Here is a 25,398-nt window from a genome sequence, read left to right as displayed (position 1 = left end):
ATACATCCTCCCTTACTGTATGTTCAGGTATGAAGTTTTTTGAGGTTTCCACATGATTATCCGAATACCCAATTCGCGCCCTTATATGGAATAAGCACCTTTGGAGAATTCCTATACCATACGTTTAATAGTCTCTAAAGAATTATTTCCATAATATTTAACTAATTCGATCAAATGCTTCCCGATAAAATCCCCTTAACTCAGCTGAATTATCTTTCCATTCAACTGGATGTCCGTTGACTATCTGGTGAAGTACATCCAGACATCGATGCCATCCTGCAGCAGTATACATTGCCATTTCCTTATCGTCGAAAATGTGGGTGAAGGCCATTTGGCATCCTTCATCCTCTTCTAGTAATGAGATTTGTATCAAATCATCAACTTCGCGGAACTCAAAAGTATGGGGTTTTTTTAATTCAGTTATGATACCTTCATATGTCGACCCTTCACCGTCATCGAAGGCAATCTTACCTCCTGATCTGAGTTCCATTTCCCCCGTTGCGAAAGGGTACCATTGGGAGAAGTAACTAGGATTCGTAATGACACGGAAAACATCTTCGGGTTTATAAGAGAAAAAGCGTTCAAATCTTAGAGCATAACGACCATTTGACTTATGTAGTGTTCCAAATTGATTCATCATATCATCCTCCCTTACTTTTATATCCTTAAAGTCTTACTATTCACCACTAATTCAAATAAACAAATTAGGCTCAGAAAAAACTAACAATACTCATATTTGTTTTCATGCTTTTATAGTACCAAACATTGTGTAAGACTAATTCTTTGGAATCGATATTTTCTCTTGTTAAACTCAAAACTCTTCCCCCTCATCAAACTTAACGCGCTTCACCTTGCCCTGGTGTGTAATAATCTTCGTCTCACCATGCGGGGGAAGCTTGGTCATTTTTGCTGTGCCTTTGCTGACCACAATTGAAAAGTTTTCCTGCTCTTCCATTATATCAACTTCTAGTCTCATTGTAATAGGATCGATTTTCAATTCTTTTAGTCTCATAATGTTCCCTCCTAATAAATGGCCAAAAGTCGAAAGTATGCTTCACCATGTCCAAAATTTCTTTTCTGAGGTACTGTGCAATACCATCTATTAAAGATTTTAAATATAGCTGAAAACTTGTATAATTTTATTACCTTTATATGAAAGGACTGAACTATGCACAGATATCAATATCTTGACCCCAAAATAAAAACTAATGGAGGTAAAAGTATTGATTACAGAGTTAAGCACCAAAAGATTACTATTAAGAAAGATGAAATCATCTGACTCGGATAGCTTGTTTCAAATTTGGTCTGATCCAGAAGTAACTAGATTTATGAATATTGATAGGTTCACTGATCAAAAACAAGCAAAAGAAATGATTATGTTATTTGATAAATTATCAAAAGAAAACACTGCAATTCGTTATTCAATAATTGAGTTGGAATCAAATAAAATTATTGGTTCTTGTGGTTATAACATTTTAGATTTCGAAAATGCCAAAACAGAAATTGGTTACGAAATTGATAAACATTATTGGGGCAAAGGTTATGCTCCAGAAGCTATTTCTTTTTTAATAAAATATGCTTTTAACGATTTAAATCTTAATCGAATAGAAGCAAAAGTAGAACCTGAAAATGTTAACTCAATTAAAGTCCTTAAAAAATTAAGTTTCCTCTTTGAAGGAACAATGAGAAAAGTAGAAAGATCAAAAGGACGATTTATTGATCTCAATCTATACTCGTTATTAGTAACAGATTAAATTGTCTGCCTATACTTGAAAAAGTATAGGCATTTGTATGATTAATATTTCGAAAAAGATACTAACTAGTTATACAGTATTGGTCTACTCACCCAATCCATCCCGGCAACAAAACCATGATCACAAATAATACAACTGTCGCAGCCCCGGCAAATGCAGCCGTCAAATCCTTGTTTCGTTCGGCAAGTGCAGTATATCCTCAGGATGCTCCTCATATTTTTTAGAGAGCTCCTGGACGGTTATCACTTAGTTCTTTGTCGCTAACTCTGTATGTAGAATTTCAATGTGTTTTGGCATCATTCGGGATCACCTGCCAGTGCTTTTAGTGCGACTTTGTACATTTGATTTGCACTTTGGATCGATGGATTTCTTGTAATGTCAATCAAAGCTTGATAATAGCGTTCATTTTCTACGTTAACAACCTTTTCAGCTTGCTCTATGAGATAATCAAATGACTCCATCCTTATTTCCACGATGTATGAATCCTCAAATATTATTGTACGGATGCTGGCTTCATTCCAATTTCCTGTATTTTATCCTCCATAAGTACCTCCAAATTGGAGCAGAACCCATGTTACAATAGAAACCTCCTACATTTTTATTGTCCGGGCTCTGCTCGGGCTTTTTAATTTTTTGACCAAGGTGTTTGCTCAACCATGTCAAATAGCTTCGGCTTCTCCTCTAGAAAGATCAGATGCTTGGCTATGTACGCTAGCCGTTCAGATTCTATCATTTTCCATGTAACAACCTCTCCCGGTAGATGATCATTTCTAGTTTTTGTGCTCATGAAGCAACCTCCTTCACTAGAACTTCAATACTTGGCGTTTCCTCATAAACCTTGTAAACTGAGATACTAACAACCTGATTATCATCTGCCCAGATCAATTGATTAAGAGAATCGAAGAGGCCCTTTGTTAGATTGTCTATATCAGGCTTTTTACAATGCTGGGTAACAACTGCAGCTTCTTTCTTTTTGCCACTCCAGCTCGAAGGAATCGGCATGTTAAATCATAATCCACATGCACTAGACCTGTAATAATCTAGTGCACTTTCAATTAATGTTTCAACTGCCATTGGATAGCTCTTTTGTAAGTTAAGTACCTTTGAGCGTTTTTATCTTTGAATTTGCCTTAATATGTCAGGCGGACTGCTCCCATCGGCAAGATTAGAATGTTTAATTTGTTCACTCCTCTATCTCCCATCAGCCTCAAGCCATTCTCGATTCCGTGTCTCTTGCCCGGGCAGCAGTATGATTTGTGTTAAGGCTCGGATCATTCTACTTCACCGTTTCCTGTAAATATCCCAAAATGCTACCTTTTCTTCCTGATAATTTTCCTGTGTCCGCCGTGCTGAAGTACAACATTACTAACTACTCGAATATAAAAGTTGGCGTACCTTTTATCGCTAAGGAATTTGGAGTCACAAAAAATTCGCGAAAAAACGCTAGAACCTTTTTCGACGAAAAATTGAACAAGAAAAAATTTGATGAGATGTTTCAAGATTTCATGCCACCTAAGAAAACTCCTCCATATTCTGCAGAAACTAGGGCAATTCTTTTAAAACTTTATCTACAACTTAAAAGAAAGGTGTGGATAGTAATGATTAAGCAAAGAGTCTATCAAGAATATGTGAACGAAAAACTAGTGTCATATTGATATGTACTTACTTTTGATCATATTAATTGGGACAAGCCGGTGATTTATTTTGATTTGCAGCCTCCATTTGAATATTTCTATCGTGATATGTTCGATGCTTCGATGCCCGCGATTTCTGTTACTATGAACGAATTGATTTTAAATCATGACTATCCTCGAAACTGCGAATTCTTAAATATGGTGGGAACCCGATTCATTTTAAACAATTCATTTTTCAAATTCCTGATCTTTCTGAAGTCTTGCGCTTAAATTCCTCATCGTAGAAAACTATTTAGAAAGTTAAAAATGAAATGTTAATGGAGAGAAGAACATGAGTAGTTTTAGACAAGTAAGACCAGGGACATACGAATTCCGCTTGGAGTTGGGATATGATTCTACTGGACGACGGATTCGTAAATTTAAGAATCACCAATGAAATAATAATAGAGAAGCTAAAAAAAATATTAGCACGACTCGAAGTAGGGCAACTTAGTTGATCATGATAATATCAAATTCGAAGCGTTGTATGAAAAGTGGAATGTTGATTTTGCTCCGTACACTCTTGATCCTAGGACTCAGGAGGTCTATCAATATACAATAGAGTCCTTAATCTTCCGTATTTCAAAAAGGCCACTGTACAGAAAATTAAAGTTCGGAATTTGATTCGATATTTTAACAAGGCATGATAAGGGCGAAGGTATATACACATATCACCAGGAAGTTGGATTCAGATGCCGGAAATGCATTTTTAGAGGCTAGAAATTGAAAAGGTCAGTTGTTTGGTCGGTTGGAAGAAATCAAAAAATAAAAAGCCACTTCCGAAGAAGTGGCTTTTTTATATGAGAATCCCTTGTTCCATAAGGGTTCTCGGGGTTTGGCACCCAATGATTCCGACTGGGCTCGAACCAGCGACCTCTACCCTGTCAAGGTAGCGCTCTCCCAGCTGAGCTACGGAATCGGATAAATCAATACGCTGGAATATGTACCGACATACATTATTATAATCAGATAACTTATTTTCGTCAATAGTTTTTTTAACCTTGTCTAATTTTCTATTTCTAGATAAATTAAGCCAACTGGTAGAGTTTATGATAAGAAGAAAATTAAATCAATCAACTATGAAAATCGACAACACTGTTTAGTTCCTGAAAAAACAGGAATCCCTGCTAAAAACAGGGTTCCTGATCAGGCACAACTCTAGACCGTAAAACTAGATGAAACAGCCTCAAGAGCTTGGTCGAAGTCTTTGATCAAGTCCTCTGCTGCTTCGACACCTGCACTTAGACGGAGCAATCCGTCAGTAATTCCTCGTTTTTCTCTTTCCTCTTTCGGCATAGAAGCATGAGACATTTTTGCCGGATACGACAAGATGGATTCGACAGCACCTAAGCTGACTGCAAATACAGGCAGTTTTAATTGTCGGACGACTTTCCGTACTGCATCTTCATTTTCCAATTCAAAAGAAAGTACAGCACCGTCTCCCAGCGACTGGCTCTTATGGATAGAAGCACCCGGATGAGAAGAAAGCCCTGGATAATACACATTTTTTACTGCCGGATGTCCGTTAAAGTACTCTGCCAGCTGCTTGGCTGTTTGGCTTGACCTTTCCAGCCTGACTTGCAGCGTTTTTAATCCTCTTAAAATAAGCCAGCAATCTTGGACGCCTAGAACCGCGCCAAATGAATTTTGCAGCTTATAAAGCTCTTGAGCAAGGTCTGGATCCTTAACAGCGGCAAGACCTGATAAGACATCGCTGTGTCCGCCCAAAAATTTCGTTGCACTATGCAGCACAATATCTACACCAAGGTCGAGCGGACGTTGAAGTGCAGGCGTCATAAAAGTATTATCGAGAAACGTTAAACAGCCATTTGCGCGCGCCAGTTTTACAACTCCTCGAATGTCTGTAATACCTAAGGTCGGGTTTGACGGTGTTTCCATATAGATGACTTTCGTATTTGGCTGAATATGTAACGCAACCTCATTGAGATCAGTCATATCAACAAATGAATGCTCAATGCCAAACCGGTTTAACACCTCGGTCACCATTCGGAAGGTGCCCCCGTAAACTTCTCTTGTCACTAGTACATGGTCTCCTTTTGACAACAGCAAAAAGGCGGTAGAGATCGCAGCCATTCCTGATGCAAAAGCAAATCCTCTTACTCCTCCTTCTAGAGCGGCTATCGTTTCTTCCAGCGCCTGTCTTGTCGGGTTTCCTGATCTGCTGTAATCAAATTCTCCAAACTCGTCAAAAGAAGCTTGATGGAAGGTAGAAGCGTGCTGTACAGGTACACTGACAGCACCAGTTGACCCATCAGTTTTATGCTCATTATGAAGAAGCCTTGTATCAAAACTCCAGTTATTACTCATACGTTACAGCCTCCTCTTTTACTTTCTCAAGTGCAATTCTTAGATCATCCTTTAAGTCCTCTACATTTTCGATCCCGACAGAGAAGCGTAAAAGCCGATTACAGACTCCATTTGCGATGCGAATCTCTTCTGGTATATCCATATGGGTTTGCGTCGCAGGATAAGTGATGAAACTTTCAACTCCGCCAAGACTTTCAGCAAAGCAGATCGTTTGCAGGTTTTTTAAAAATGGATTAACCATTTCTTCTTTCAGGATTCGAAAAGAAAGCATTCCCCCGCGTCCTGGGTATAAGACGTCGGTGATTCCTTCCTGCTCGATAAGAAATGCCGCAAGCTCCTTAGCATTTTCTTCATGTTGTCTCATACGCAAGGCAAGAGTTTTCATTCCTCTCATTAACAGCCAAGAATCAAAAGGTGCTAAAACAGCTCCAATTGCGTTTTGATGCTGAAATAGCTCTTCCGACAATTCTTCTCCTTTTGCTACCACAAGGCCGGCCAAAAGGTCATTATGCCCGCCTAAATACTTTGTCGCGCTGTGAATCACAATATCCGCACCTTCATCAATGGGACGCTGAAGCACCGGGGTATAGAAGGTGTTGTCTACAATCAACAGTAAATTATGCTTTTTCGCAATGTTTGCAACCTTCTCGATACTAACTTCCTGCATCAAAGGATTCGTCGGAGTTTCAAGAAATATCGCTTTTGTATTTTCATTGATGTTTGACTCCGTACAGTCCTCATTATCTAAATCATCATAGATAAAAGTAAGTCCGTATTTTTTCCATTCATTTTCAAACAAACGGTAGGTTCCCCCATATAAATCAGAGGAAACAATGATTTCGTCTCCGCTTTTAAATAACGCCATAATCGTATGAATGGCTGCCATACCAGAGCTGAATGCAAAGCCTCTAGTTCCTCCTTCAAGGCTTGCGATTGCATCTTCTACAAGCTGTCTTGTCGGATTTTTCGTGCGAATATAATCAAAACCCGTTGATTCGCCGATTCCTAAATGGCGGTATGCCGAGGAAAAATAAATCGGCGGATTAACAGCTCCTGTCGTTTCTTCACTTTTGTTTCCAATTTGTGCAAGTTTCGTTTCTACATGTCGAGTCATTTGGACACCATCCCTTTAAAAATTAAAAACCCTTCTTCATAAGAAGAAGGGTTTAACTCTTCCTCTTATCTTTCAAGCAAAAGAACGCTTGCTGGATTTAGCACCTTGGTGCAAGCTGATTGAACAGCATGCATAACCGGTTGCTGAGGTTTCTTCGGGCCAGTCCCTCCACCTCTCATGATAAGAACGTATTCGTATATTCTAATTTTTCTTTACTTTAACGTACTCCATCCTATTTTTCAAGAGCTTATATAAAAGTTTTTATCTTTTCTTCCATGCTTGTTCTTTGCTAAACTATAGGTAATCATAAAAATTATACTTTTTGTGACAATAGATGGAAACGCTTTAATTTTTTGCAATTGCGGGGGAATAGTTGTGACTAGCAAAAAAGGTGTTATAAACGAGGAAAAGCTTTATTCGAACGAATTAGCCGAACATATGGATGTATTGACGTATTTGCCCAAAACCTTTTCACCGTTGTACACGTACCATGTCATTATTGCCCAAGACGGTAATGATTATTTTCGATTAGGACGAATTGCCCGTCAGGCAGAAGCTCTTATGAATGACGGAAGTATGGAAAGATGCATAATTGTCGGTATACCATACAACAGTGTCAGTGAACGGAGAAACACCTATCATCCAGAAGGAACAAAATTTAATGCGTATAAACGATTTTTGGCAAAAGAGCTCATCCCATTCATTGACGAAAAATTTTCGACTTATCAGGTTGGTACCGGCCGAACGTTAATCGGCGACTCACTGGGCGCGACCGTTTCCTTGATGACCGCTCTTGACTATCCAAATATTTTCGGCAATATCATCATGCAATCGCCTTATGTCGATCAACATGTTTTACAAGCGATAAAAGATACCGAGTCCCTTCATCTCTTAAGCATCTATCATCAAATCGGCACAAAAGAGACTGAAGTACACACCTCAGACAAACAGGTTCTTGATTTTGTCAAACCAAATCAAGAATTAAAACAGCTGCTCGAGAATAAAAATGGCATTTATTATTTTGAAAGCTTTGACGGTGATCATAAATGGACGTATTGGCAGCCATTGATCACGCATGCTTTAAAGAAGATGCTCTCAATGTCTCCTTAATTTTTTGGTATACTATATAATATGAAACACTAAGGAGGTTCACTATGAAATACGGAATTGTTTTATTTCCTTCAAAAAAACTCCAGGATATCGCAAATTCTTACCGTAAACGTTACGATCCAAATTATGCACTCATTCCTCCTCATATAACATTGAAACCGGCTTTTGAAGCAAGCACTGAAGTCATTCACGCTCTTGTTCCAAAGCTGAAAGCAACGGCAAAAAAGTTAAACCCAGTGACTATAAACATAACAAAATACAGCTCATTTGCCCCTGTAAATAATGTGATTTACATGAAGATTGAACCGACAAAAGAGTTGAACCATCTTTATGAGGCTATTCATAATGATAGCTTGGACGCAGAACCGGAAAATCCTTTTGTTCCGCATGTGACAGTAGCCCAAAAGATATCTGAAGATGAACATTCCGATGTGCTTAGCTCGTTAAAAATGACAGACGCTGCCCATGAAGAGACAATCGATCGTTTTCATTTGCTTTATCAGCTCGAAAACGGGTCTTGGACTGTGTATGACACATTCATTTTAGGAGAAGGAGAATAAATATTGATAGCAACAATTGCAGAAACTGATCAACAACGGAAAGATGCTTTATCTATAAGAAATGAAGTATTTATTAACGAACAGAAAGTATCTCCGGAAATCGAGATGGATGAACTTGATGAGACCTCTGTCCACGTTGTATTGTATGATGGAGAGAAGCCGGTTGCTGCCGGGAGAACTCGATTATTCGAAGGTATGGGAAAGCTCGAACGCATTTGTGTATTAAAATCCTACCGATCCAAAGGTTGCGGAAAACAGATTGTGAATGCTCTCGAAGAAGCGGCGGCTAAGCTTGGGGCATCTTCTTTTCTGTTATATTCTCAAGTCCAAGCAGCTGTCTTCTACGAAGCTCAAGGCTATAAAACTGTATCTGGAGAGTTTTTGGCTGCAGGAATCCCGCACGTTAAAATGATAAAGGAAAAACTGTAAAAAACCATTGTGTGAAAAGGTTGTTTTTTAAGGTTTAAACATATTCTTGAAAGTACCTGCCTTTTCCATTCTCAGAATAAAAATTGTTCTGACGGCGTTTACGATTTCCACCCCAATTTGGCTGATAGCTTTTTGGGGTGTTTTTTTCCAGCTCACGGTAAACGAGTTCCCCTTGGATGCTCTTCACTTTTGAGACTTGGGCATAATTGCTTTTTCGGTTCATCCTGCTCGCGTATTGTATGTATTGGTCAAGCTGAACGTGCGGAGCATAAATCATTTCATACGCCTCCTTCCCATTGTGATGTCCTTTCCCCTTTCATTTTCATTTTAAACTCACAATTATCTATTCCATATAATGAACAGTGTTACCTTTTAAAAAAAAGCAGAGTGAAACATATCTGTTTCACTCTGCAGTAGAATTGTAATATCTTTATTTTTTCATCATTTTGCTGATCGTTCCAAAATCAAGCTTTTCTTTTCCGCTAGTAATCGATTGGACGATTTTATCTTCCATTTCTTTTGGAACTTTTCGATTAGCCATTTGGGCTACCCGTTGGATTACGCCTCTTACCGTCTTTTCATCTTTAAAATTCGCATGCTGCAATGAATTGGCAAGCTCCAATACATCTTTCATATTGACGCCCGTTTTCTTTTCAACATTTTTGAAAAATTGATTGTCCATTTAACTGCCTCCTTTTATGGGAGTGATAGGATATTGTATGAAGAAAAAACAATTTTGTGCTTGGTTCATAAACTCCCCTATTTTCTAATCCGCTGAATCAAACAAAAAAAGGTACGGTTTTAATCGACCGCACCTTTCATTCGTCCTTTCGATTGATTAACTATAAAAAGAAGCGCCTACGATAATCAAAAGAATGAACAAAACAACCACTAGAACAAACCCCGAACCGCCATAGCCACCTCCGTAGCCATATCCGCCGTATCCGTAGCCCATGTGCATTCACCTCCCTTTCTCATACTGTATGAAGATGAATGTATTTTGTTTGGATAAATGCATAGGTTCACATGAAAATCCCAAATGAGTCAGATTTTTTTCCTTGCGCAATCAACCATTGTTCGGTCTGACTGTCAAATTTATCCATTTCCCGATCAAAATTATCAGCTGATATCTGGAACTTATCAAATGCTCGTTCATTTTTAATTATTATTTTCTCATGCTTGCTAATGTCATAATTATGCTGCCGGTAAATCGATTCAATCATTTTTTCAAAGCTGTTCAACGGATGCTCCTCCCTTCCACTGCATTAATATGCAGCCCGCAAGAATTTGGGAAGAGGCTTTAAAATAAAGAGAAAAAAACCGACATCAGCCGGCTTCTTTAGTTCGAATATTTTTTCTTTTTGCAGCCGCAGCCGCTTTTTTTTATCGGTTTTTTCAACGTAGATTGATAGTTTTGAGAGACCTGCTTTTGTATACGAGGGGAAGGCTTATGCATTTGGTTCATTGTGTTTTCCTTCCTTTCTTTTCAGATAACATATTATATGAATCATAATTCATAAGTTTCTGGACATCTGACTTAACATTCAGCAATTTTCTAGTAATTGTTTCTAATAGATCAACAATACCTGCAAGTGAAAGTATTGCATCTGCTTTTTATAAGAGCTTCTTCGTGAAAAAAGAATAAACATCCAAAAATATTCATATTTCCACCCTCAATTGACCGTAATTCCTATACTTAGAACTCCATTCCAATGTATGCGCCTTCTTTAAGAAACATGAGCTGTAACTGAGGCGGAGTTTAAGGATCTGAAACCTTAGACTTAAGGAAATTAGGCTGTGAAGATGCAGTGCTAAGAGGATTTTTAGGCAGAAATACAGTCAAATATTTAAAAATAGGTGAATTCGTTATACAAAATCATTCATGTTACATTTAATAAATGTAAACGGAAGGAGGAATAATAGATATGAATTCAACACCATACAACCGGGTTGCATTTGATTGCTCTGACCGTCATCCAAATAATTTTAGTGACAAAAGAGATGATGTTAATACAGAGGCAGATCAACTAAGTAAAATCGCTCAACTTTCTTCAGAAGTAATTGTTATTAAAGATTCTTTGGACATTGACGTTCAAACAACTAAACACAAGAAGCTGATTTTCTGCAAGCAGCTTTACAAATAGCGATTGCCCTCGTTATTAACCTTACAATTGCTGACAGTAAAAGAGCAGAGCAAATTTCAACCGAACTTTTTCAGGCCTCGTCTATTAAACAAGCAAATCGACAAAAACTCGTCATCGAAAAATCTCGCGACGTTAGCGTGACAACTACAGATACAGACGTGGCACTTTCCATCCAACATCTTGTCCAAATCTTGGTGGCTCTAGTCGCTTCTATAGATATTAAATAAGGTTTACTGAAAAAACTAAAATTGGCGGATTTTTTTCTTGCGAAATCAACCATTGTTCTGTCTAATAGGCAAATTTCTTCGTACGACTGCTAATTTGAGCTGCATTTTGTCAGAATGTAATTTTTTCATGTAGAGTTACGCTGCCGGTATAACGATTAAATCAATTTATTAACTGTTCTCCAAATACATTTTTTATGTAGCTAAAAAAGCTTTCGGAGAATTTATAAAAAATGGATATTAAACATGATTTTTGTTTTGCAGCAGACTAAAGCCGCTTTTCATTAACGGTGTTTTTATAGATTAATATTTATGAAAATACTTCTTTAGAAAATGCGGGAAGGCATTTGCTTTTCATTCATAATATTTCCTTCCCTTTTTTATAGCATATTATATGAATCGAACTACATTTGTTTCTGGACATCTGTCTCAATCTTCCAATAATTTTCTAATAATCGTTTCTAATAGAGCTGCAATCCCTGCAAGGGCAAGAATCGCCATCAGCCATTCCCCAAGTCCGGGTAACAAGTAATTTACAAAAAGCAGGATTCCCGCACTCCATATGCCAGTACACCAATAACAGCTAATTAACTCACCAAACCATGCCTTCACACCATTACCCTTTATAAGCAAATAGGTTTCCTTATGACCTTCTTCATCAACTTCTTCTACTTCTTCATGAAAAATGCTCCTAAAGGATGAAGTGATCGTGTCAGATACGATCAGCCTTGTCAGTCGAAAAACTGCAAAAGAATAAATCATCAGTTCCAGCCAGCTTTCCATCATCAAATGATCGCACTTCCTTTTAATATCTCTCTCCTTTCCAATGTATGCGCATTGCCTAAGAATCATGAGCCGAAACTTGTCCGATTAATTTGGGCGGGTGATTGGATGTTTTTCTTATTCCACTATGCTTGTGACCTGCATTTACTAATGATATAGAGAGAAGGGAGTGAAGATATGTCAATTGTAGAAAATGCAGAAGTTCTCTATAGCCAATTAATTGCCGAACTTACGAGCGATGCAGAAGAAACGATATATATCGTCGGTTCAGAAGCAATCACGATAAACTCAACAAATAACAAAATTGCGCTGTCCCTTCAAGCTGCCGTTCAAGCGATCATCGCACTAGTTATCCAGCTTACCATTGCCGACAGTGACAAAGCAGATTCCGTTAGAAATCAGATTTCATCAAATATGAAGTGGCTAAACAGAAAAATGAAGGTCATATATATTGAAAATTCATCTCATGTAACAGTTACAGTCAGCTCGGTTGACATTGCTGTAACCCTCCAATTTATGCTTAAGATTTTGTTATCAATACTCGCAACAGTAGATATTCTTTGATCCCTTTCTCTTTTAATCCCACATTAAAGAGGTGATAACATGTCTAATGATCCAAAAGATGCACCAAATGTTTCTGATTCTCTAATGCAGCTGTTTGTTTCAAATGTTTTTAAGAAAAACAATGTTGCAGAAGATGATAAGCGTAAGCTGTCTTCAGCCGAGAAGCAGCAAATCCGCCAAATCGTAGAGGATCTGCAATCCCAAGTCAACGAATTTATTGAAAAGCAGAAGCAGCAGAAACAAGAAAAAACTGAAGCCGAGGAAGTACAGGAAGCTCCTAAAAACACAACATTAAGAGAAATTATTCGCAGAAGAAAAGACAAATAACTAAAAAATAGGTGATTTCATCAAGATAAATGTCTTATACAAAATCTCTCTTATTTACATTTAATAAAAGTAAATGGAAGGAGGAATATATATGGATTCAAAACCGTACAGCTGGGTTGCGTTGGATCGATCCGACCGTCACCCAACAGTTGCAAGTGAAAGAAACGCATGCTCTGATGATTCCATTGTTGAAACAGAAGCAGATCAATTAAGCAAAATCGCTCAGCTTTCTTCAGAAGTAATCGTTATTAAAGATTCATGTGACATCGACGTTCAAACAACCGAAACACAAGTCGCTGTTTCTCTCCAAGTAGCTATTCAAGTAGCTATCGCCCTCGTTATCAACATTACGATTGCTGACAGCGCAAGGGCGGAGCAAATTTCAACCGAACTTCTTCAAGCTTCAGCAATTAAACAATCGAACCGCCAAAAACTTGTCATCGAAAACTCACGTGACGTTCACGTAACAACTACAGACACAGATGTTGCACTTTCTATCCAGCTTCTAGTCCAAATTTTGGTGGCTCTAGTTGTTTCTCTAGATATTCTTTAACACAAAAGCAGAGCAAAAAACGCTCTGCTTTTCTTATTTCTCTAGTATACATAGACGTTTGCCCACACCAACATCGTTACGTGTACATATGTTGTTAAAGACTAAAGTCAAATACCCTTTTATGAAGGAGCTGAAACCATGAGCTGCGGAAAGAACCATGGCCATTCTGAAAACTGCGTGTGCGATGCGGTTGAACAAATATTGGCAGAGCAAGAAGCAGTAGAAGACAATTGCCCAACAAGCTGCTTCAGTAACCTGCTAAGTCCGACTACAGTTTCCGGCAGAGATACTATTCCATTCCTATTATTTGATAAAAAAGGCGGATTGTTTTCATCTTTTGGGAACGTTGGTGGTTTTAACGATGACACTCAATGCTTTGAATCAATCTTCTTTCGTGTAGAACACTTGAAGGATTGCTGTGCGACACTTTCTATTTTACGACCAGTTGACGTGAACGGAGATACCGTAAGTGTTGTTCATCCATGCGATCCTGACTTTTTCGGTCTAGAAAAAACAGATTTTTGTATCGAAGTAGATTTAACTTGCTTCTGTGCTATTCAATGTCTGTCACCTGAACTTGTAGACCGGGTTTTGCCTGCGAGAGATAAAAAACATCACGGATAGGCTTGAACACGAAATGCTGCGATAGAATGAGAAATCCCCTTTCCCGCTTCTGATCGTTGCAATAAGAGTTCATGCAGGCTGCCGTCTCTCGGCAGCTCCTTTAAAATTAATTCGTGTAAATAGGCTTGATAGGAGGGATAAAATGACCCGAAAAAAAGATTTCAGCTGTGTTTGCGAAGCTGTTGAAAATATCAATGATCTCCAAAATGCTGTTGAAGAAGAATGTCCCACCAGCTGTTTTAGCAACCTGCTGTCGCCAACAGCTACATTGGGAGACACCATTCCTTTTATATTATTCACAAAAAAATCAAAACCATTTACCGCATTCGGCAATGTCGGAGAATTAAATGCCGGTCCTTGCTTCAGTACGGTATTCTTCCGTGTAGAAAATATTAGAGGCTGCTGTGCTACTCTGCGCCTGCTGATTGCCTTTGATGAAAAGAGAAAAGTCCTTGATTTTACAGGTAAAGACCATCACAAAAATGAAGTCTGTGATGTGTTCAGATTAGAAAAAACAGACTTTTGTATCGAAGTTGACCTAGAATGCTTCTGTGCCATTGAGTGCTTGAACCCTAGATTATTGAATCGCTGCTAAAAGTCCCTTAGATGGGACTTTTTGCTTTCTTTCGCCTAATTGGATTTATTGTATCAATTAAAAACCGAGCGGATGAATCGATTTTATGCTTTCGATTTGAATCCTTTCTGGATCACCGCTTGCTGACGTTTTAATGAGTACAACCCCATCCTTTTTTTCAAGGATAATTCCCCTGTATGTTTTCTCCTCAGTTTCTATCATACAGAGGGCTTTCGGTATGTTATTTGGCAGCCTCGTAAGAAACTCTAGCCTTTCCTCGATATTCATATGATTTAACGGCTTTCTCGACCTTTTTCCTTCGTTCCTCTGCTCTCCTGCCGTTTCACTTAATACCCCTCCAGAAAGCTTTTCATCCGGCACTTCCACTGAGGAGGTATCTTCTGCTATTTCCTCTTCGGTCTGAAGCTGTTCATTTTCTTCTTCGCTTGCAGTTTCATTCTCTTGTACTTGATCTTCGAAGTTTTTTTCAGGTTTTTCCGGCTCTGCTTTTTTCTTTTTTTTCTTTACAAAATGCTGCATCGGTGCTTTCACTTCCGCATATTCTGGCTGAACAATGTACATCAACGGTTTTTTATCCGAATCATTATTATTTAATGTCATATCAATTATCCCTCCGAAATCGATCATTAGTGCATTATATGATTGCAAAAAAGAAATCAGAAGAAGGTTTTTTATCCCGTTTGAACAGGCAATAGAATTTGCGCCACAATTCAAGAATTAAAAAAGAGTAACCCGCCATCCGTACATCTGAATGGTGAGGTTACTCTCTGTATTATCTTGCAATGATATGGTAGCCGGAATCAACATGAATGTTTTCACCAGTGATTCCTCGAGCCAAGTCACTGAATAAAAACGATGCCGTATCTCCTACTTCTTCCGGTGTTGTTGTTCGTCTGAGCGGAGCGGATTCTTCAATTTCTTTCAATATGGAGTTGAAGTCGCTAATTCCTTTCGCAGACAATGTACGAATCGGGCCAGCAGATATGCTATTCACGCGAATTCCTTCCTTACCCAAATCGCTTGCTAAGTACTTTACGCTTGCATCAAGTGACGCTTTGGCCACTCCCATGACGTTATAGTTTGAAACGACCCGTTCTCCCCCAAGATACGTTAGCGTGACAATGCTGCCGCCTTCAGTCATGATTCCTCTAGCCGCTTTTGCAACAGCCGTTAATGAGTAAGAGCTGATATTGTGCGCCAATAAAAATCCGTCCCTTGTCGTGTTTAAATATTCTCCGGCAAGGTCTTCCTTGTTGGCAAACGCGATACAATGGGCAATCCCGTGAATTACCTGAACCTCTTCTTTTATTTTTTCGAAGCAGCTCTCCACCTCTTGATCATCGGTTACATCACACGGAAGGATGATGCTGTCCTTTCGGTCCAGTGAATCCACCAAGTCGCGCACTGATTTTTCAAGGCGTTCTCCGGCATAAGTAAAAATTAGTCTCGCGCCTGCCTCATGCAATGAACGGGCGATTCCCCATGCAATGCTTCGTTTATTGGCCACTCCCATAACGACGATGTTACGGCCTTTTAATGATAAATTCATATGTATAAGCCTCCTGTTTATGACGTGTTTCTAGTACCTGATCACAATAGTACCACAGAATTCATTTGATTGACAGGGGAGTTGCTATAACAAAAAAATACCTCCATTTCAGAGGTATTGTCAACGAAAACTATTCGCTAATTAATGAGTTGATTTTTCGACAATTTGTAAGCAAAGTGATTGGTCGGACCATGACCTTCACCGATGTTAATTCCGTTTTTTATTGCTTCATGAACGAAGCGGGCAGCTGTTTGAAAGGCTTCGTAAACGCCTTTTCCTTTTGCGATTTCCGCTGTTAATGCTGCAGAGAATGTGCAGCCGGTTCCATGAGTGTGGCGGGTATCAATAAACGGATTGGAGAGCGTCAAAAATTCCTTGCCGTCAAATAAAAGGTCGATTACTTTGTCGCTATCCGGCTGGTGCCCTCCTTTGATGATGACGTTCTTGGCCCCGAATTGATGCAATTTTTCTGCAGCTCGCTTCCGGTCATCCTCAGAGTTGATTTCAATCGAGGTTAAGCTTTCAGCTTCAGGAATATTTGGCGTTATCACAAATGCCAAGGGTACAAGCTCTTCTATTAATGCAGAAACGGCCTCTTTTTCAAGAAGAGACGCCCCTCCCTTTGCGATCATGACGGGATCAATCACAAGCTTTGTCAGTTCGTGCTCCTTTATTTTTGCAGCTGTTAATGCAATGATTTCTGCATTGAACAGCATGCCTGTTTTTAGAGCGTCCGGCTTTAAATCTCGAGCAACGGCATCCATTTGTTCTGCAAGTGCTTGTGCCGAAACGGGATAGACCCCGTGAACCCCAAGAGTATTTTGCGCCGTAATCGCAGTCAGAGCGGACATTCCGTAGACTCCCAATTCCTGAAATGTTTTTATATCCGCTTGAATTCCCGCTCCTCCGCCGGAATCAGACCCCGCAATTGTTAATGCTTTAAACATAGATCCATCTCCTTTTACCCTATCCATTTGCTGTAGATCGTCCGTGCTCTGGCAATGTCTTTTACTCCATGCACTAACGCCCGTCCATCCTGGAACAGAACCAGTTGGCAGCCATCAGCTTCGAACGAAACCAGGTAAGGATTCCCTTTTACCTTTACACCTGCTTTTCCCAAACGTTCATAAATAAGCTTTAACTCCATTTTTTTCTTCGTATTGCTTCTGATCTGAACCGTATTTCTGCCGCATAGAACGGCTGCTTTTGTCTGATTTTCATAAGATAAAAACGGATAGCTCCGTTCGGCACAGGTAGGACACGCAGAATGTTTTAAGGCATCTACCCTTACCTCAGAATGCTCGCCCTTCCAAATATCAGCAGTTCGCAAGACAGAACCCGTATGCTGACCGGCTAGTAGCTTAAAAACCTCTGTTACCTGCCAGACAGCCACCTGCTGAACAATCGGGCTGATGACCCCAACTGTGTCACACGTCATGCCATCTGCCGGAAGATGGCCGATTAAACAATTCAGGCAAGGCGTCTGTCCGGGAATGATCGTATAGGAAAGACCGTAGCTCGCAACACAAGCTCCAAACACAAAAGGAATCCCTTCTTTAACTGCGGCATCATTTACGATCAGCCTTGTTTCAAAATTATCGGTACCGTCAATAATGACCGAGGAACCTGCAATGAAACTGAAGATATTCTCAGCGGTAATATCAGCTACAATGCCTGTTACTTGAATGTCGCTGTTAATTTGCCGCAAACGTTTTTCTGCCGCGACAGCTTTCGGCAGCTTTTCCTGCACATCTGATTCTGTGTAAAGCTGCTGACGCTGGAGATTGCTTTCATCAACATAATCTCTGTCTACTATCGTTATTTTGCCTATGCCGGACCGGGCGAGCATCTCTGCTGAGGAGCTTCCCAGAGCTCCACCGCCGATAATTACAACGTGAGCATCTGCAAATTTTTTCTGTCCTTCCTCGCCGATCGGGCCAAATAATGTTTGCCTGGAATATTTATTTGTCAAGATCCTACCATTCCTTCAAGCGGACTGCTGGCAATTCCGTAATTTTTTTCTGGAATTCTTCCAGCTTCAAAGCCCATACGTCCGGCTTCAACAGCCAATTTCATCGCAAGCGACATTTTGACTGGATCGTTTGCATTTGACACCGCTGTATTTAGGAGAATACCATCTGCGCCTAGCTCCATTGCATAGGCAGCATCCTTTGGAGAGCCAATACCAGCATCAACGATAACCGGTACATTCGATTGTTCAATAATAAATGAGAGATTCATTGGATTGACAATGCCTTTTCCTGATCCAATCGGAGAAGCACCCGGCATGATTGCATGAACTCCCAAATCCTCGAGTCGCTTGGCAAGAACCACATCGTCAGACGTGTATGGCAGTACAATAAATCCTTCCTCCAGCAGCATTTCTGACGCTTTTAAGGTTTCTACCGGATCCGGCAGCAAAGTTCTGTCACAACCAATTACCTCAACTTTAATCATGTCACACAATCCCGAAGCCTTTGATAGCTTCGCGATTCTTACGGCTTCTTCTGCTGTTTTCGCCCCAGCTGTATTAGGCAATAACGTATACTTTGATAAATCTAGCGCTTCTAAAAAATTCGGCTGCGATTCTTCAAAGATATTCATTCGCCGCACGGCAAAGGTTAAAATTTCAGCCTCAGAGACTTCGACTGCTTCTCTTTGGGTCTCGAAATCAGGGTATTTTCCGGTACCGAGAAATAATCTGGATTGAAATACTTTATCAGCGATTTTTAACATTTTTTTTACCCTCCACCTACAAAATGAACGAGCTCGACAACGTCATTTTCCTGAAGCTGTTCATCTGTATAGTTTGATTTGTCAATGATTTCTTTGTTTTTTTCAACGATGACGATTCGGTTATCTAATTGATAGGCTTCTAAAAGCTTCTGAACCGTTGTAATGCCATTGTCAACTGTTATTTTTCGTCCGTTTAATTGAATCATCATATGACCTGTCTCTCCTTGTCCTTAATCGCAAAGGCATCTTCCCACTCTTGATTCACCTTCTTGCCGAGAACGAGGTCAGAAATCATGCTCCCCGTTGCCGGTGCAAGCAAAATTCCGTTTCTGTAATGCCCTGCTGCAAATAGGATTCGATTGTCATTCGGATGCTTTCCGATATATGGTGTACTGTCCTCTGTCTCGGGTCTCAGTCCTGCCCAAAAGGTGTCTATTTTCATCCGTGTGACAGCTGGAAGCATGGAGGCAGCTTTTTTCATGACGGCTCCAATTCCTCCTAAGGTTGGCTCTTCATCCCAATCGCCAGGCTTCATCGTCGCTCCGATAACAAGCCGCCCGTTTTTTCGCGGTACGATGTAGCAATGTTCATGATAGAGCGTTCTTTCAAGCGCAATATCCTCATTCCAAACTGAAAGGCATTCTCCTTTGACAGGATACAGCTTTTTCTCAAGTCCGAGCTGCTGAAAGAAATGCCCGCTCCAAACTCCGGAGGCAACGATCAATTGATCCGCTGAAAATGTTTCATTTTGCGATTTTATTGTAATAGCTGCAGAATCCGTATCAATCGCGGTAATTGGCGTATATTCATAAATATCTGCCCCAAGAAGCCTTGCTGATTTTGCGAAAGCCTTGCAAACTTTCGTTGGCTCTACTTGAATATCATCTTCGATAAAGCTCGCACCGAGAATACTTTCGCTGATAGAAGGCTCCATGGCAAGTGCCTCTTCCTTGCTTTTCCAAACGACAGAATCGAGTCTATTCATTTGATTTCCACTTTCTATATCTTCCTTGGAGTAAGCTAGCTTTAAGATTCCTCCAGTCTTCAGGTTCATATCAATTCCGCTGATTTCCTTTACTTCCTCTGCCAAAGTCGGGTACCTGCTCTGGCTGGCTCTTGCGAAATCAAAGAATACACCTGGCTTTTCCAGCTCTGCATGGGCACCAAGCATTCCGGCGGCAGCCTGAGATGCTTTTTTTCCAACTTTTCCGCTTTCAAACAGGGCAACCTTGACGTTTTTTTTCGCAAGATGATAGGCAGTAGATAAGCCGATAATGCCCCCTCCGATAATCGCTGCATCGTAATGCGTTGCCATTACTGTTCCTCCTTTAGCAGTTGTACAAATGACTCTGCTGCTCGTCGCGGATGATCAGCTGAAAGTATAGCGGACATCACCGCAATTCCTGCCGGTTTTATTTTTTTTAGCTCAGCGATTTTTTCTCCCGTTATTCCGCCGATGCTGATGACTGGAATAGCTACGGCGTTTACAACCTCCTGCAATGCTTCTGTTCCTCTGCCTGGTGCAAAGGATTTGCTCCCTGTCGGATAGATATGACCGAACAGGCAATAATCGGCGCCGTCTTTTTCGGCTTGAATTGCTTCTTCAACAGAATGGACTGAAACGCCGGCAGTTAAATAGGGGAATTTAGCTTTTACTTCCTTCACATCAAAGCTATGTGATGGAAGCTGTACTTGATTGACTCCAGCGAGCACAGCCGCATCAACCCGGTCGTTGATAACCAGCTGACTTCTGTCAAATCCGGAATTTATCAGCTGTTTCACTAAGTTCGCCACATCTTTTGCACTCTTCGTTTTTTCGCGAATGTGTAAGTAATCGATCGAATCTTGCAAATCGGATACCTTTTGAATCAATTGGTCTATCGTATGGCGGTCATCGGTAATTAAGTGAATCTGCACCCTGTTCCACCTCTTTAGACTCAGTAACGGACCAATTTTCTTTTTTATTCGCCATATCCCAAAATTTGTATTCATAGTAGCATGACGTTACAAAGTTTTGCTTCATTCGCTGTCTCACTTCTTCTGTGCTTTTCTCGGCCCACTCGTCAAAGCGCTCAATTTGTTCTTCAACAAGTGATTTGAACCAATCTCCGCCATAGGTTGCAATCCATTCTTGATAGATTGGATTATCAGGCGTACATTCCTTCAGATGCTCACCGACATCATAATAGAGCCAGTAACAAGGCAGCAGGGCTGCTAAAATCTCGCCGAAATTCCCTCCCATTGAAGAACGGTACATGTGAGAGGTATAGGAGTAAGCCGTTGGTGACGGCTGAAAAGCGTCCAATTCTTCATCGCTGATCTTTAATAGCTCAGTAAATTTCCGATGAAGGGCAAGTTCAGCTTCGTAGGTTCCTTTTGCATGGTCAGCCATCCGGCTCGTGACATACAGGCTGTCAGCATAGGCCGCCGCCAATGATTGGACCTTGGCAAAATGAGTTAAATAGTAGGAATCTTGGAGAACGTAATATTTAAACTTATCTAGAGGCAGCGTCCCTTCACCAATCCCTGTTACAAATGGGTGGATGAAGCTGCCCTCCCACCACTCTGCGGCGTTCTTTCTGCAATGTTCCGAAAATTTCATTCGTTTTCCCCCTAAAAATAGAAAAACCACTTTTCCGAAGAAAAGTGGTTTGGTATTTGCATAGATAAAGTAGATGGCAAATGCCTCGCCACTTCCCTACGCAGGTCTGAACCTGTTCAGGTACATAAGGGTCCGAAAGTCTCACTTTCATCTCAGCCCTTAAACAAGGACTCCCCTAGTGGTTTAACTATAAGTTTTACCTATATCTTATCACAAATTAAACAGTTTTTGTACTAATAGACTTCTAATTGGCTCCTTAAATCATTTATATAATTTCGCGAGCCGGAAATAATCAGCCTGTCATTTGTTTTTAATACAGTGTCTCCGTGCGGAATGATGCTGTCAGACCCTCGAAAAATTCTTACAAAAACGAGATCGCCTTTAAACGGAAAGTTCCTCAGCATCACTCCATCATAAGATTTATTCTTCATATTAATTTGAGCCAAGGATGCATCCTTACCGCTTAGCACATTCAAAATTTCAGGCGCTTCAATATACGCCTTTAACAGCATTTGCCCGGATAATGGAATAGAAAAGGGTTCAATGCCTTTGTCAGTTAGTTCATTTACCTCAGAAAGAAAGCCGGTGCTGGCAATGACACGATTTACACCATTTTCCTTTGCAAAAGAAGCAATTTGGCTATTGAGACTTTCATCTCCTGTAGCAACAACTATGATATCTGCTTCATATATAGAATGATCTCGAAGTGTCGATTCCTTGTAGTCGGGTAAGCGGTGAATATCGAAAACAGAGTCAGAAATTTTCTCTTCCGCATTTTCCGGGTACACATGATACACTCGAACTTCATACCGATCAGGATTTAGTTCCAGCGTAACCGGCAATGTCATTTGAGTGGCACCGATAAAAGCAATCTTTCGTTTCTGCTCTTTTGCGGATTTTTTTATATAAAGTTTCTTAAACCCAATTGGTGTGATGATACTCGTAATGACGGCGACTAATATTAGCGCGCCTGACATTTGGCTGTCAATCAGCCCTAGCCGTTCTCCGATCGTTGCTGCTGCAATCACCAGCGACAAGGTTGATGTTAAAAGAAACCCTGCAGCAAGCGCCTGCCTCGTTCCAAACCATTTCTTTAAAAGCATGACAGGAAGCAGCTTGCTGATTAATAATGCAATAAATAACAGCGGGATAAGAGCTAGTATTTTCGGATTTTGAAAAAGCGACCAAAGATCTAGTTTCGCCCCGACCATAACAAAGAAGATCGGAATCAAAAATCCATAGCCGAACGAGTCGAGTTGTTCAACCATTTCTTTATTCGGGGATAATAGGGAAACTAAGACGCCTGCTAAAAAAGCACCCAAAATGTTTTCCGCACCAACTGTTTCTGACAAGGCAACCAGGACGATAATCAGCGTAAATACTGCTCTCGTTCCAATTTGTATCGTACCTTTAGACATCGTTTCAACAAACCTGCGATTTTTAAATCCTCTTCCAAAAAAGTAAAGAATGACACCGGCAGCAAACAATATAAGAAGCAGCCACATGTTGCTATTGCCTTCTTCATAAACGGACGCAAAAATGGCAAGCAGAACCATAGTAACAAGATCCGCAATAACGGCAACTAATAAAATGATTTGGCCAAAACTTGAGTTCATGATTCGTTCTTCTTTTAATGTCGGCACGACGACTCCAAGTGAAATCGTAGAGATAATGATCGTCATTAAAAACGCTTGATTGATAAAGCCCATCCAGACAAATAGATAGGATAGAAGAAGGGATAAGGCAAAAATCCCTAAGAAAACGATGGAAGAAACAGTAAACGTGTTCGGTTCACTTTGTCCATCCTGTTTCTTTTTATTCTTCCCATTTCTGAAAGAAGAAAAATCAATTTCTAATCCGCTCAGAAACATTAGGAATATAAATCCCAGGGTAGACAACGTTTCCAGCCACATGTCATTTTCCATGACAAGATTCAGTCCGCTTTTTCCTATGATAAGACCCATTAAGATTTCTGCCACAACCACAGGCAAGATCGTTAATTTTAAACGATTCATAAGAATAGGTGTTATAAATGCGATGACAATCACTATAACGAGTGATGTAAGAGAATGATGCTCCATGGTTCCCCTCCTTTAATTGGACTTGAAAGCCTACAATATTATTATCGTTGACTTTCCTTAGAAAAACACATTTTAACAGGGTTCAATTCGATTGAAAAGAAATAACGCTCAAATTTTTCATAAATTCTCGGGTAAAATAGTAGTAAAGAAAACAGGGAGGGATTTTCACATGAGTTATGACGTAATAGGAGATGTTCACGGATGCTACGATGAATTAATCGAACTGCTGGGAAATTTGGGTTATGAACAACCCGCTTCAGGTGCCCCGTACCATCCTGAAAACAGAAAACCGGTTTTTTTAGGCGATCTGACAGACCGCGGCCCCCATTCTCTAAAAGTAATCGAATGGGTAGCAAAAGCCGTAAAAGAGGATCGCGCCTATTACGTACCTGGCAATCATTGCGATAAGCTGTACCGATACTTTCACGGAAACCCTGTAAAGATAAAGCACGGCTTAGAAACTACAGTAGCGGAACTCGAGAAAAGCTCCGAAAAAAAGCAGGATCAAATAAAACAAGCTTTTATCTCCCTCTATGAATCCGCCCCGTTATATCTTGAATTGGACGAGGGAAAACTGATCGTTGCCCATGCGGGAATAAAGGAAAAACTCATCGGGCAGAACAAATCAAAAAAACTAAAGGGATTTGTCCTGTATGGCGATGTGACTGGAGAAACTCTTCCTGATGGCAGACCCGTAAGAAAAGACTGGGCAAAGCAATATCAGGGAAAGCCATGGATTGTCTACGGACATACTCCCGTAAAGGAACCAAGAATATTCGGTCGGACGATTAATATCGATACTGGCTGTGTATTTGGGAACAAGCTTACTGCCTTTCGGTACCCTGAACAAACGACGATATCCGTTCCAAGCAGCATGCCGCTCGATGAGACAAGATTCCATGTATACGATTAATTAAAAGCTAAGGTCGTAACTATCGGCAAATGATCCGAAGCTTCCGGATTGTTCCAAACAACAGCGGCATCTACGACCTGTAGCTGGTTTCCGACAAAGATATAATCCAATCGTTTTCTTGGCCTCGCTGAAGGAAACGTATACCCCATACTTTTTCCCGACGCGGCCCAAGCATCGGTGTATTCCGATGTCATCCGTTTCCACCGCTTGGTATGAGGACTCATATTCCAATCCCCCAGGATAATGACCGGATGTTTGCTTTCTTTTGTTTTTTTCACAATAAACTCGGTTTGTTTTTTATGAAGGTACGTGTTCAAGCTAAGATGTGTGACATAAAAATTTATCAAGCGATTGTTTATTTCGACTGTTGCTTTAAGCAGCGACCTTCCTTCTGACAGCCCTTTTCTCACATTAAAGAAGTGATGGTTTTCCGCTAGGATCGGATACCGTGAGAGCAGTCCATTCCCGAACTGTTGAAGCAATCCAGTTTTTTTGCACGTCCTTTCGATAGAAGGGCTGTATACGTAATTAAAGTTAAGAAACTCGGCAATATGCCTGATCTGGTCGGCATGATTGCTGCGCTTGGAAAAATTCACATCGACTTCATTGACTCCGATGACATCCGCTTTGCTTCCAGAAATTATTTTTGCAATTCTATTTAAATCGACTTTCTTATCCATGCCTTTTCCGTGATGGATATTAAACGTCATTACTTTGATGTCCAACAATATCTTT

36 protein-coding genes, 1 tRNA gene and 2 riboswitches are annotated in these 25,398 nt (G+C 40.2%); of the genes, 12 read left to right on the top strand and 25 right to left on the bottom strand.

Features of this window, described 5'->3' with window-relative positions:
* Positions 1-157: 157 nt before the first annotated feature.
* Positions 158-637: an SRPBCC family protein gene (locus JOC74_RS00895; RefSeq protein WP_053602526.1), complete on the bottom strand. Its 480-nt coding sequence runs from the start codon at positions 635-637 to the stop codon at positions 158-160.
* Positions 638-811: 174 nt separating this feature from the next.
* Positions 812-1,012, bottom strand: a complete 201-nt coding sequence (locus tag JOC74_RS00890) for an XtrA/YqaO family protein (RefSeq protein WP_053602525.1) — start codon at positions 1,010-1,012, stop codon at positions 812-814.
* Between the two features lie 211 nt (positions 1,013-1,223).
* Between JOC74_RS00890 and JOC74_RS00885 the strand changes: the two genes are divergently transcribed.
* Complete coding sequence (locus JOC74_RS00885; protein ID WP_053602524.1) at positions 1,224-1,754, top strand: GNAT family N-acetyltransferase; 531 nt, start codon at positions 1,224-1,226, stop codon at positions 1,752-1,754.
* Between the two features lie 296 nt (positions 1,755-2,050).
* On the opposite strand, the gene JOC74_RS00880 is transcribed toward JOC74_RS00885, so the two are convergent.
* The 6 genes from JOC74_RS00880 to JOC74_RS00855 all read right to left on the bottom strand — a co-directional run bounded on the left by JOC74_RS00880 (position 2,051) and on the right by JOC74_RS00855 (position 6,869).
* On the bottom strand, positions 2,051-2,227 hold the full coding sequence (locus JOC74_RS00880) for a hypothetical protein (RefSeq protein WP_158320287.1): 177 nt from the start codon (positions 2,225-2,227) through the stop codon (positions 2,051-2,053).
* A 152-nt stretch (positions 2,228-2,379) separates the two neighbouring features.
* Positions 2,380-2,541, bottom strand: a complete 162-nt coding sequence (locus tag JOC74_RS00875) for a hypothetical protein (RefSeq protein ID WP_192841135.1) — start codon at positions 2,539-2,541, stop codon at positions 2,380-2,382.
* A complete protein-coding gene (locus JOC74_RS23290) occupies positions 2,538-2,756 on the bottom strand; it encodes a RusA family crossover junction endodeoxyribonuclease (RefSeq protein WP_225970326.1) in 219 nt (72 codons plus the stop codon). Before JOC74_RS23290 ends, JOC74_RS00875 begins: the two co-directional genes overlap by 4 nt.
* A gap of 1,517 nt (positions 2,757-4,273) precedes the next feature.
* Positions 4,274-4,346: transfer RNA gene (locus JOC74_RS00865), tRNA-Val, on the bottom strand.
* 239 nt (positions 4,347-4,585) lie between these two features.
* Positions 4,586-5,755 carry a cystathionine beta-lyase gene (metC, locus tag JOC74_RS00860; protein WP_053602522.1) on the bottom strand — a complete coding sequence of 390 codons (1,170 nt, stop codon included), beginning with the start codon at positions 5,753-5,755 and terminating at the stop codon, positions 4,586-4,588.
* Positions 5,748-6,869, bottom strand: a complete 1,122-nt coding sequence (locus JOC74_RS00855; RefSeq protein ID WP_053602521.1) for a methionine biosynthesis PLP-dependent protein — start codon at positions 6,867-6,869, stop codon at positions 5,748-5,750. Before JOC74_RS00855 ends, metC begins: the two co-directional genes overlap by 8 nt.
* A 62-nt stretch (positions 6,870-6,931) precedes the next feature.
* A riboswitch (SAM riboswitch) is annotated at positions 6,932-7,056 on the bottom strand.
* A 188-nt stretch (positions 7,057-7,244) separates the two neighbouring features.
* Between JOC74_RS00855 and JOC74_RS00850 the strand changes: the two genes are divergently transcribed.
* Genes JOC74_RS00850 through JOC74_RS00840 form a run of 3 tightly spaced genes read left to right on the top strand, consistent with a single transcriptional unit; the run spans position 7,245 to position 8,968 of the window.
* Positions 7,245-7,979 carry an esterase family protein gene (locus tag JOC74_RS00850; protein WP_053602520.1) on the top strand — a complete coding sequence of 245 codons (735 nt, stop codon included), beginning with the start codon at positions 7,245-7,247 and terminating at the stop codon, positions 7,977-7,979.
* A 44-nt stretch (positions 7,980-8,023) separates the two neighbouring features.
* Positions 8,024-8,539, top strand: a complete 516-nt coding sequence (locus tag JOC74_RS00845) for a YjcG family protein (RefSeq protein WP_053602519.1) — start codon at positions 8,024-8,026, stop codon at positions 8,537-8,539.
* Positions 8,540-8,542: 3 nt separating this feature from the next.
* Positions 8,543-8,968, top strand: a complete 426-nt coding sequence (locus tag JOC74_RS00840; RefSeq protein WP_053602518.1) for a GNAT family N-acetyltransferase — start codon at positions 8,543-8,545, stop codon at positions 8,966-8,968.
* Positions 8,969-9,002: 34 nt separating this feature from the next.
* On the opposite strand, the gene JOC74_RS00835 is transcribed toward JOC74_RS00840, so the two are convergent.
* The 5 genes from JOC74_RS00835 to JOC74_RS23780 form a co-directional block, all read right to left on the bottom strand.
* Positions 9,003-9,245: a hypothetical protein gene (locus tag JOC74_RS00835; RefSeq protein WP_053602517.1), complete on the bottom strand. Its 243-nt coding sequence runs from the start codon at positions 9,243-9,245 to the stop codon at positions 9,003-9,005.
* A gap of 153 nt (positions 9,246-9,398) precedes the next feature.
* The gene (gene spoVIF / locus JOC74_RS00830) at positions 9,399-9,650 is read right to left on the bottom strand and encodes a sporulation-specific transcription regulator SpoVIF (RefSeq protein ID WP_053602516.1); all 252 of its coding nucleotides are present in this window, start codon (positions 9,648-9,650) and stop codon (positions 9,399-9,401) included.
* Positions 9,651-9,806: 156 nt separating this feature from the next.
* Entirely contained in the window at positions 9,807-9,923 is a 117-nt protein-coding gene (locus tag JOC74_RS00825; RefSeq protein WP_148564306.1) for a YjcZ family sporulation protein, read from the bottom strand.
* 67 nt (positions 9,924-9,990) lie between these two features.
* The gene (gene yjzK, locus JOC74_RS00820) at positions 9,991-10,209 is read right to left on the bottom strand and encodes a protein YjzK (RefSeq protein ID WP_053602515.1); all 219 of its coding nucleotides are present in this window, start codon (positions 10,207-10,209) and stop codon (positions 9,991-9,993) included.
* Between the two features lie 98 nt (positions 10,210-10,307).
* Positions 10,308-10,433, bottom strand: a complete 126-nt coding sequence (locus JOC74_RS23780) for a hypothetical protein (protein WP_264080151.1) — start codon at positions 10,431-10,433, stop codon at positions 10,308-10,310.
* Positions 10,434-10,893: 460 nt separating this feature from the next.
* Here JOC74_RS23780 and JOC74_RS23285 point away from each other — a divergent pair, with 460 nt between their 5' ends.
* On the top strand, positions 10,894-11,112 hold the full coding sequence (locus tag JOC74_RS23285; protein ID WP_053602514.1) for a spore coat protein: 219 nt from the start codon (positions 10,894-10,896) through the stop codon (positions 11,110-11,112).
* 137 nt (positions 11,113-11,249) lie between these two features.
* Complete coding sequence (locus JOC74_RS24230) at positions 11,250-11,339, top strand: spore coat protein (RefSeq protein WP_376773317.1); 90 nt, start codon at positions 11,250-11,252, stop codon at positions 11,337-11,339.
* 426 nt (positions 11,340-11,765) lie between these two features.
* On the opposite strand, the gene JOC74_RS00810 is transcribed toward JOC74_RS24230, so the two are convergent.
* On the bottom strand, positions 11,766-12,122 hold the full coding sequence (locus JOC74_RS00810; RefSeq protein WP_053602513.1) for a DUF1360 domain-containing protein: 357 nt from the start codon (positions 12,120-12,122) through the stop codon (positions 11,766-11,768).
* A gap of 174 nt (positions 12,123-12,296) precedes the next feature.
* Here JOC74_RS00810 and JOC74_RS00805 point away from each other — a divergent pair, with 174 nt between their 5' ends.
* The 5 genes from JOC74_RS00805 to JOC74_RS00785 all read left to right on the top strand — a co-directional run bounded on the left by JOC74_RS00805 (position 12,297) and on the right by JOC74_RS00785 (position 14,782).
* Entirely contained in the window at positions 12,297-12,683 is a 387-nt protein-coding gene (locus tag JOC74_RS00805) for a spore coat protein (protein WP_053602512.1), read from the top strand.
* A 39-nt stretch (positions 12,684-12,722) separates the two neighbouring features.
* On the top strand, positions 12,723-13,010 hold the full coding sequence (locus JOC74_RS00800) for a hypothetical protein (protein ID WP_053602511.1): 288 nt from the start codon (positions 12,723-12,725) through the stop codon (positions 13,008-13,010).
* A gap of 91 nt (positions 13,011-13,101) precedes the next feature.
* Entirely contained in the window at positions 13,102-13,563 is a 462-nt protein-coding gene (locus tag JOC74_RS00795; protein ID WP_053602510.1) for a spore coat protein, read from the top strand.
* A 138-nt stretch (positions 13,564-13,701) separates the two neighbouring features.
* Complete coding sequence (locus tag JOC74_RS00790; protein ID WP_053602509.1) at positions 13,702-14,187, top strand: CotY/CotZ family spore coat protein; 486 nt, start codon at positions 13,702-13,704, stop codon at positions 14,185-14,187.
* Positions 14,188-14,329: 142 nt separating this feature from the next.
* Positions 14,330-14,782 carry a CotY/CotZ family spore coat protein gene (locus JOC74_RS00785; protein ID WP_053602508.1) on the top strand — a complete coding sequence of 151 codons (453 nt, stop codon included), beginning with the start codon at positions 14,330-14,332 and terminating at the stop codon, positions 14,780-14,782.
* 57 nt (positions 14,783-14,839) lie between these two features.
* Here the strand turns inward: JOC74_RS00785 and JOC74_RS00780 are convergent, their stop codons facing one another.
* The 10 genes from JOC74_RS00780 to JOC74_RS00735 all read right to left on the bottom strand — a co-directional run bounded on the left by JOC74_RS00780 (position 14,840) and on the right by JOC74_RS00735 (position 23,750).
* Positions 14,840-15,382: a CotO family spore coat protein gene (locus tag JOC74_RS00780; protein ID WP_053602507.1), complete on the bottom strand. Its 543-nt coding sequence runs from the start codon at positions 15,380-15,382 to the stop codon at positions 14,840-14,842.
* 172 nt (positions 15,383-15,554) lie between these two features.
* Positions 15,555-16,331 carry an enoyl-ACP reductase FabI gene (fabI, locus tag JOC74_RS00775; RefSeq protein ID WP_053602506.1) on the bottom strand — a complete coding sequence of 259 codons (777 nt, stop codon included), beginning with the start codon at positions 16,329-16,331 and terminating at the stop codon, positions 15,555-15,557.
* Between the two features lie 137 nt (positions 16,332-16,468).
* Positions 16,469-17,278 carry a bifunctional hydroxymethylpyrimidine kinase/phosphomethylpyrimidine kinase gene (gene thiD / locus JOC74_RS00770; protein WP_225970325.1) on the bottom strand — a complete coding sequence of 270 codons (810 nt, stop codon included), beginning with the start codon at positions 17,276-17,278 and terminating at the stop codon, positions 16,469-16,471.
* Positions 17,279-17,292: 14 nt separating this feature from the next.
* Entirely contained in the window at positions 17,293-18,303 is a 1,011-nt protein-coding gene (locus JOC74_RS00765; protein ID WP_053602504.1) for a ThiF family adenylyltransferase, read from the bottom strand.
* Complete coding sequence (locus JOC74_RS00760; RefSeq protein ID WP_053602503.1) at positions 18,300-19,067, bottom strand: thiazole synthase; 768 nt, start codon at positions 19,065-19,067, stop codon at positions 18,300-18,302. The genes JOC74_RS00765 and JOC74_RS00760 overlap by 4 nt, the downstream gene beginning before the upstream one ends.
* 5 nt (positions 19,068-19,072) lie before the next feature.
* On the bottom strand, positions 19,073-19,276 hold the full coding sequence (thiS, locus tag JOC74_RS00755; protein WP_053602502.1) for a sulfur carrier protein ThiS: 204 nt from the start codon (positions 19,274-19,276) through the stop codon (positions 19,073-19,075).
* Entirely contained in the window at positions 19,273-20,382 is a 1,110-nt protein-coding gene (gene thiO, locus JOC74_RS00750; protein WP_053602501.1) for a glycine oxidase ThiO, read from the bottom strand. The genes thiS and thiO overlap by 4 nt, the downstream gene beginning before the upstream one ends.
* Positions 20,382-20,984: a thiazole tautomerase TenI gene (gene tenI / locus JOC74_RS00745; RefSeq protein WP_053602500.1), complete on the bottom strand. Its 603-nt coding sequence runs from the start codon at positions 20,982-20,984 to the stop codon at positions 20,382-20,384. The genes thiO and tenI overlap by 1 nt, the downstream gene beginning before the upstream one ends.
* Entirely contained in the window at positions 20,959-21,669 is a 711-nt protein-coding gene (gene tenA, locus JOC74_RS00740) for a thiaminase II (RefSeq protein WP_053602499.1), read from the bottom strand. Before tenA ends, tenI begins: the two co-directional genes overlap by 26 nt.
* A gap of 76 nt (positions 21,670-21,745) precedes the next feature.
* Positions 21,746-21,856: riboswitch (TPP riboswitch) on the bottom strand.
* A gap of 46 nt (positions 21,857-21,902) precedes the next feature.
* Positions 21,903-23,750 carry a monovalent cation:proton antiporter family protein gene (locus JOC74_RS00735; RefSeq protein ID WP_053602498.1) on the bottom strand — a complete coding sequence of 616 codons (1,848 nt, stop codon included), beginning with the start codon at positions 23,748-23,750 and terminating at the stop codon, positions 21,903-21,905.
* A 169-nt stretch (positions 23,751-23,919) separates the two neighbouring features.
* Here JOC74_RS00735 and prpE point away from each other — a divergent pair, with 169 nt between their 5' ends.
* Positions 23,920-24,663: a bis(5'-nucleosyl)-tetraphosphatase PrpE gene (gene prpE, locus JOC74_RS00730; protein WP_053602497.1), complete on the top strand. Its 744-nt coding sequence runs from the start codon at positions 23,920-23,922 to the stop codon at positions 24,661-24,663.
* Here prpE and JOC74_RS00725 read toward each other — a convergent pair.
* On the bottom strand, positions 24,660-25,388 hold the full coding sequence (locus tag JOC74_RS00725; RefSeq protein ID WP_053602496.1) for an endonuclease/exonuclease/phosphatase family protein: 729 nt from the start codon (positions 25,386-25,388) through the stop codon (positions 24,660-24,662). The genes prpE and JOC74_RS00725 overlap by 4 nt on opposite strands.
* Positions 25,389-25,398: the final 10 nt, after the last annotated feature.

This window comes from Bacillus capparidis (assembly GCF_017832095.1).
GTDB lineage: Bacteria > Bacillota > Bacilli > Bacillales > Bacillaceae > Bacillus > Bacillus gobiensis.
The sequence above is the reverse complement of the archived record's forward strand: the minus strand, read 5'-3'. Positions and strand labels throughout refer to the sequence as shown.

Coding starts and splice junctions, on each gene's coding strand:
- JOC74_RS00895 (WP_053602526.1), bottom strand. CDS start 637: ATGAATCAATTTGGAACACTACATAAGTCAAATGGTCGTTATGCTCTA.
- JOC74_RS00890 (WP_053602525.1), bottom strand. CDS start 1,012: ATGAGACTAAAAGAATTGAAAATCGATCCTATTACAATGAGACTAGAA.
- JOC74_RS00875 (WP_192841135.1), bottom strand. CDS start 2,541: ATGAGCACAAAAACTAGAAATGATCATCTACCGGGAGAGGTTGTTACA.
- JOC74_RS23290 (WP_225970326.1), bottom strand. CDS start 2,756: ATGCCGATTCCTTCGAGCTGGAGTGGCAAAAAGAAAGAAGCTGCAGTT.
- metC (WP_053602522.1), bottom strand. CDS start 5,755: ATGAGTAATAACTGGAGTTTTGATACAAGGCTTCTTCATAATGAGCAT.
- JOC74_RS00855 (WP_053602521.1), bottom strand. CDS start 6,869: ATGACTCGACATGTAGAAACGAAACTTGCACAAATTGGAAACAAAAGT.
- JOC74_RS00845 (WP_053602519.1), top strand. CDS start 8,024: ATGAAATACGGAATTGTTTTATTTCCTTCAAAAAAACTCCAGGATATC.
- JOC74_RS00835 (WP_053602517.1), bottom strand. CDS start 9,245: ATGATTTATGCTCCGCACGTTCAGCTTGACCAATACATACAATACGCG.
- spoVIF (WP_053602516.1), bottom strand. CDS start 9,650: ATGGACAATCAATTTTTCAAAAATGTTGAAAAGAAAACGGGCGTCAAT.
- JOC74_RS00825 (WP_148564306.1), bottom strand. CDS start 9,923: ATGGGCTACGGATACGGCGGATATGGCTACGGAGGTGGCTATGGCGGT.
- JOC74_RS23780 (WP_264080151.1), bottom strand. CDS start 10,433: ATGAACCAAATGCATAAGCCTTCCCCTCGTATACAAAAGCAGGTCTCT.
- JOC74_RS23285 (WP_053602514.1), top strand. CDS start 10,894: ATGAATTCAACACCATACAACCGGGTTGCATTTGATTGCTCTGACCGT.
- JOC74_RS00810 (WP_053602513.1), bottom strand. CDS start 12,122: ATGATGGAAAGCTGGCTGGAACTGATGATTTATTCTTTTGCAGTTTTT.
- JOC74_RS00805 (WP_053602512.1), top strand. CDS start 12,297: ATGTCAATTGTAGAAAATGCAGAAGTTCTCTATAGCCAATTAATTGCC.
- JOC74_RS00800 (WP_053602511.1), top strand. CDS start 12,723: ATGTCTAATGATCCAAAAGATGCACCAAATGTTTCTGATTCTCTAATG.
- JOC74_RS00795 (WP_053602510.1), top strand. CDS start 13,102: ATGGATTCAAAACCGTACAGCTGGGTTGCGTTGGATCGATCCGACCGT.
- JOC74_RS00790 (WP_053602509.1), top strand. CDS start 13,702: ATGAGCTGCGGAAAGAACCATGGCCATTCTGAAAACTGCGTGTGCGAT.
- JOC74_RS00785 (WP_053602508.1), top strand. CDS start 14,330: ATGACCCGAAAAAAAGATTTCAGCTGTGTTTGCGAAGCTGTTGAAAAT.
- JOC74_RS00780 (WP_053602507.1), bottom strand. CDS start 15,382: ATGACATTAAATAATAATGATTCGGATAAAAAACCGTTGATGTACATT.
- fabI (WP_053602506.1), bottom strand. CDS start 16,331: ATGAATTTATCATTAAAAGGCCGTAACATCGTCGTTATGGGAGTGGCC.
- thiD (WP_225970325.1), bottom strand. CDS start 17,278: ATGTTTAAAGCATTAACAATTGCGGGGTCTGATTCCGGCGGAGGAGCG.
- JOC74_RS00760 (WP_053602503.1), bottom strand. CDS start 19,067: ATGTTAAAAATCGCTGATAAAGTATTTCAATCCAGATTATTTCTCGGT.
- thiS (WP_053602502.1), bottom strand. CDS start 19,276: ATGATGATTCAATTAAACGGACGAAAAATAACAGTTGACAATGGCATT.
- thiO (WP_053602501.1), bottom strand. CDS start 20,382: ATGGCAACGCATTACGATGCAGCGATTATCGGAGGGGGCATTATCGGC.
- tenA (WP_053602499.1), bottom strand. CDS start 21,669: ATGAAATTTTCGGAACATTGCAGAAAGAACGCCGCAGAGTGGTGGGAG.
- JOC74_RS00735 (WP_053602498.1), bottom strand. CDS start 23,750: ATGGAGCATCATTCTCTTACATCACTCGTTATAGTGATTGTCATCGCA.
- prpE (WP_053602497.1), top strand. CDS start 23,920: ATGAGTTATGACGTAATAGGAGATGTTCACGGATGCTACGATGAATTA.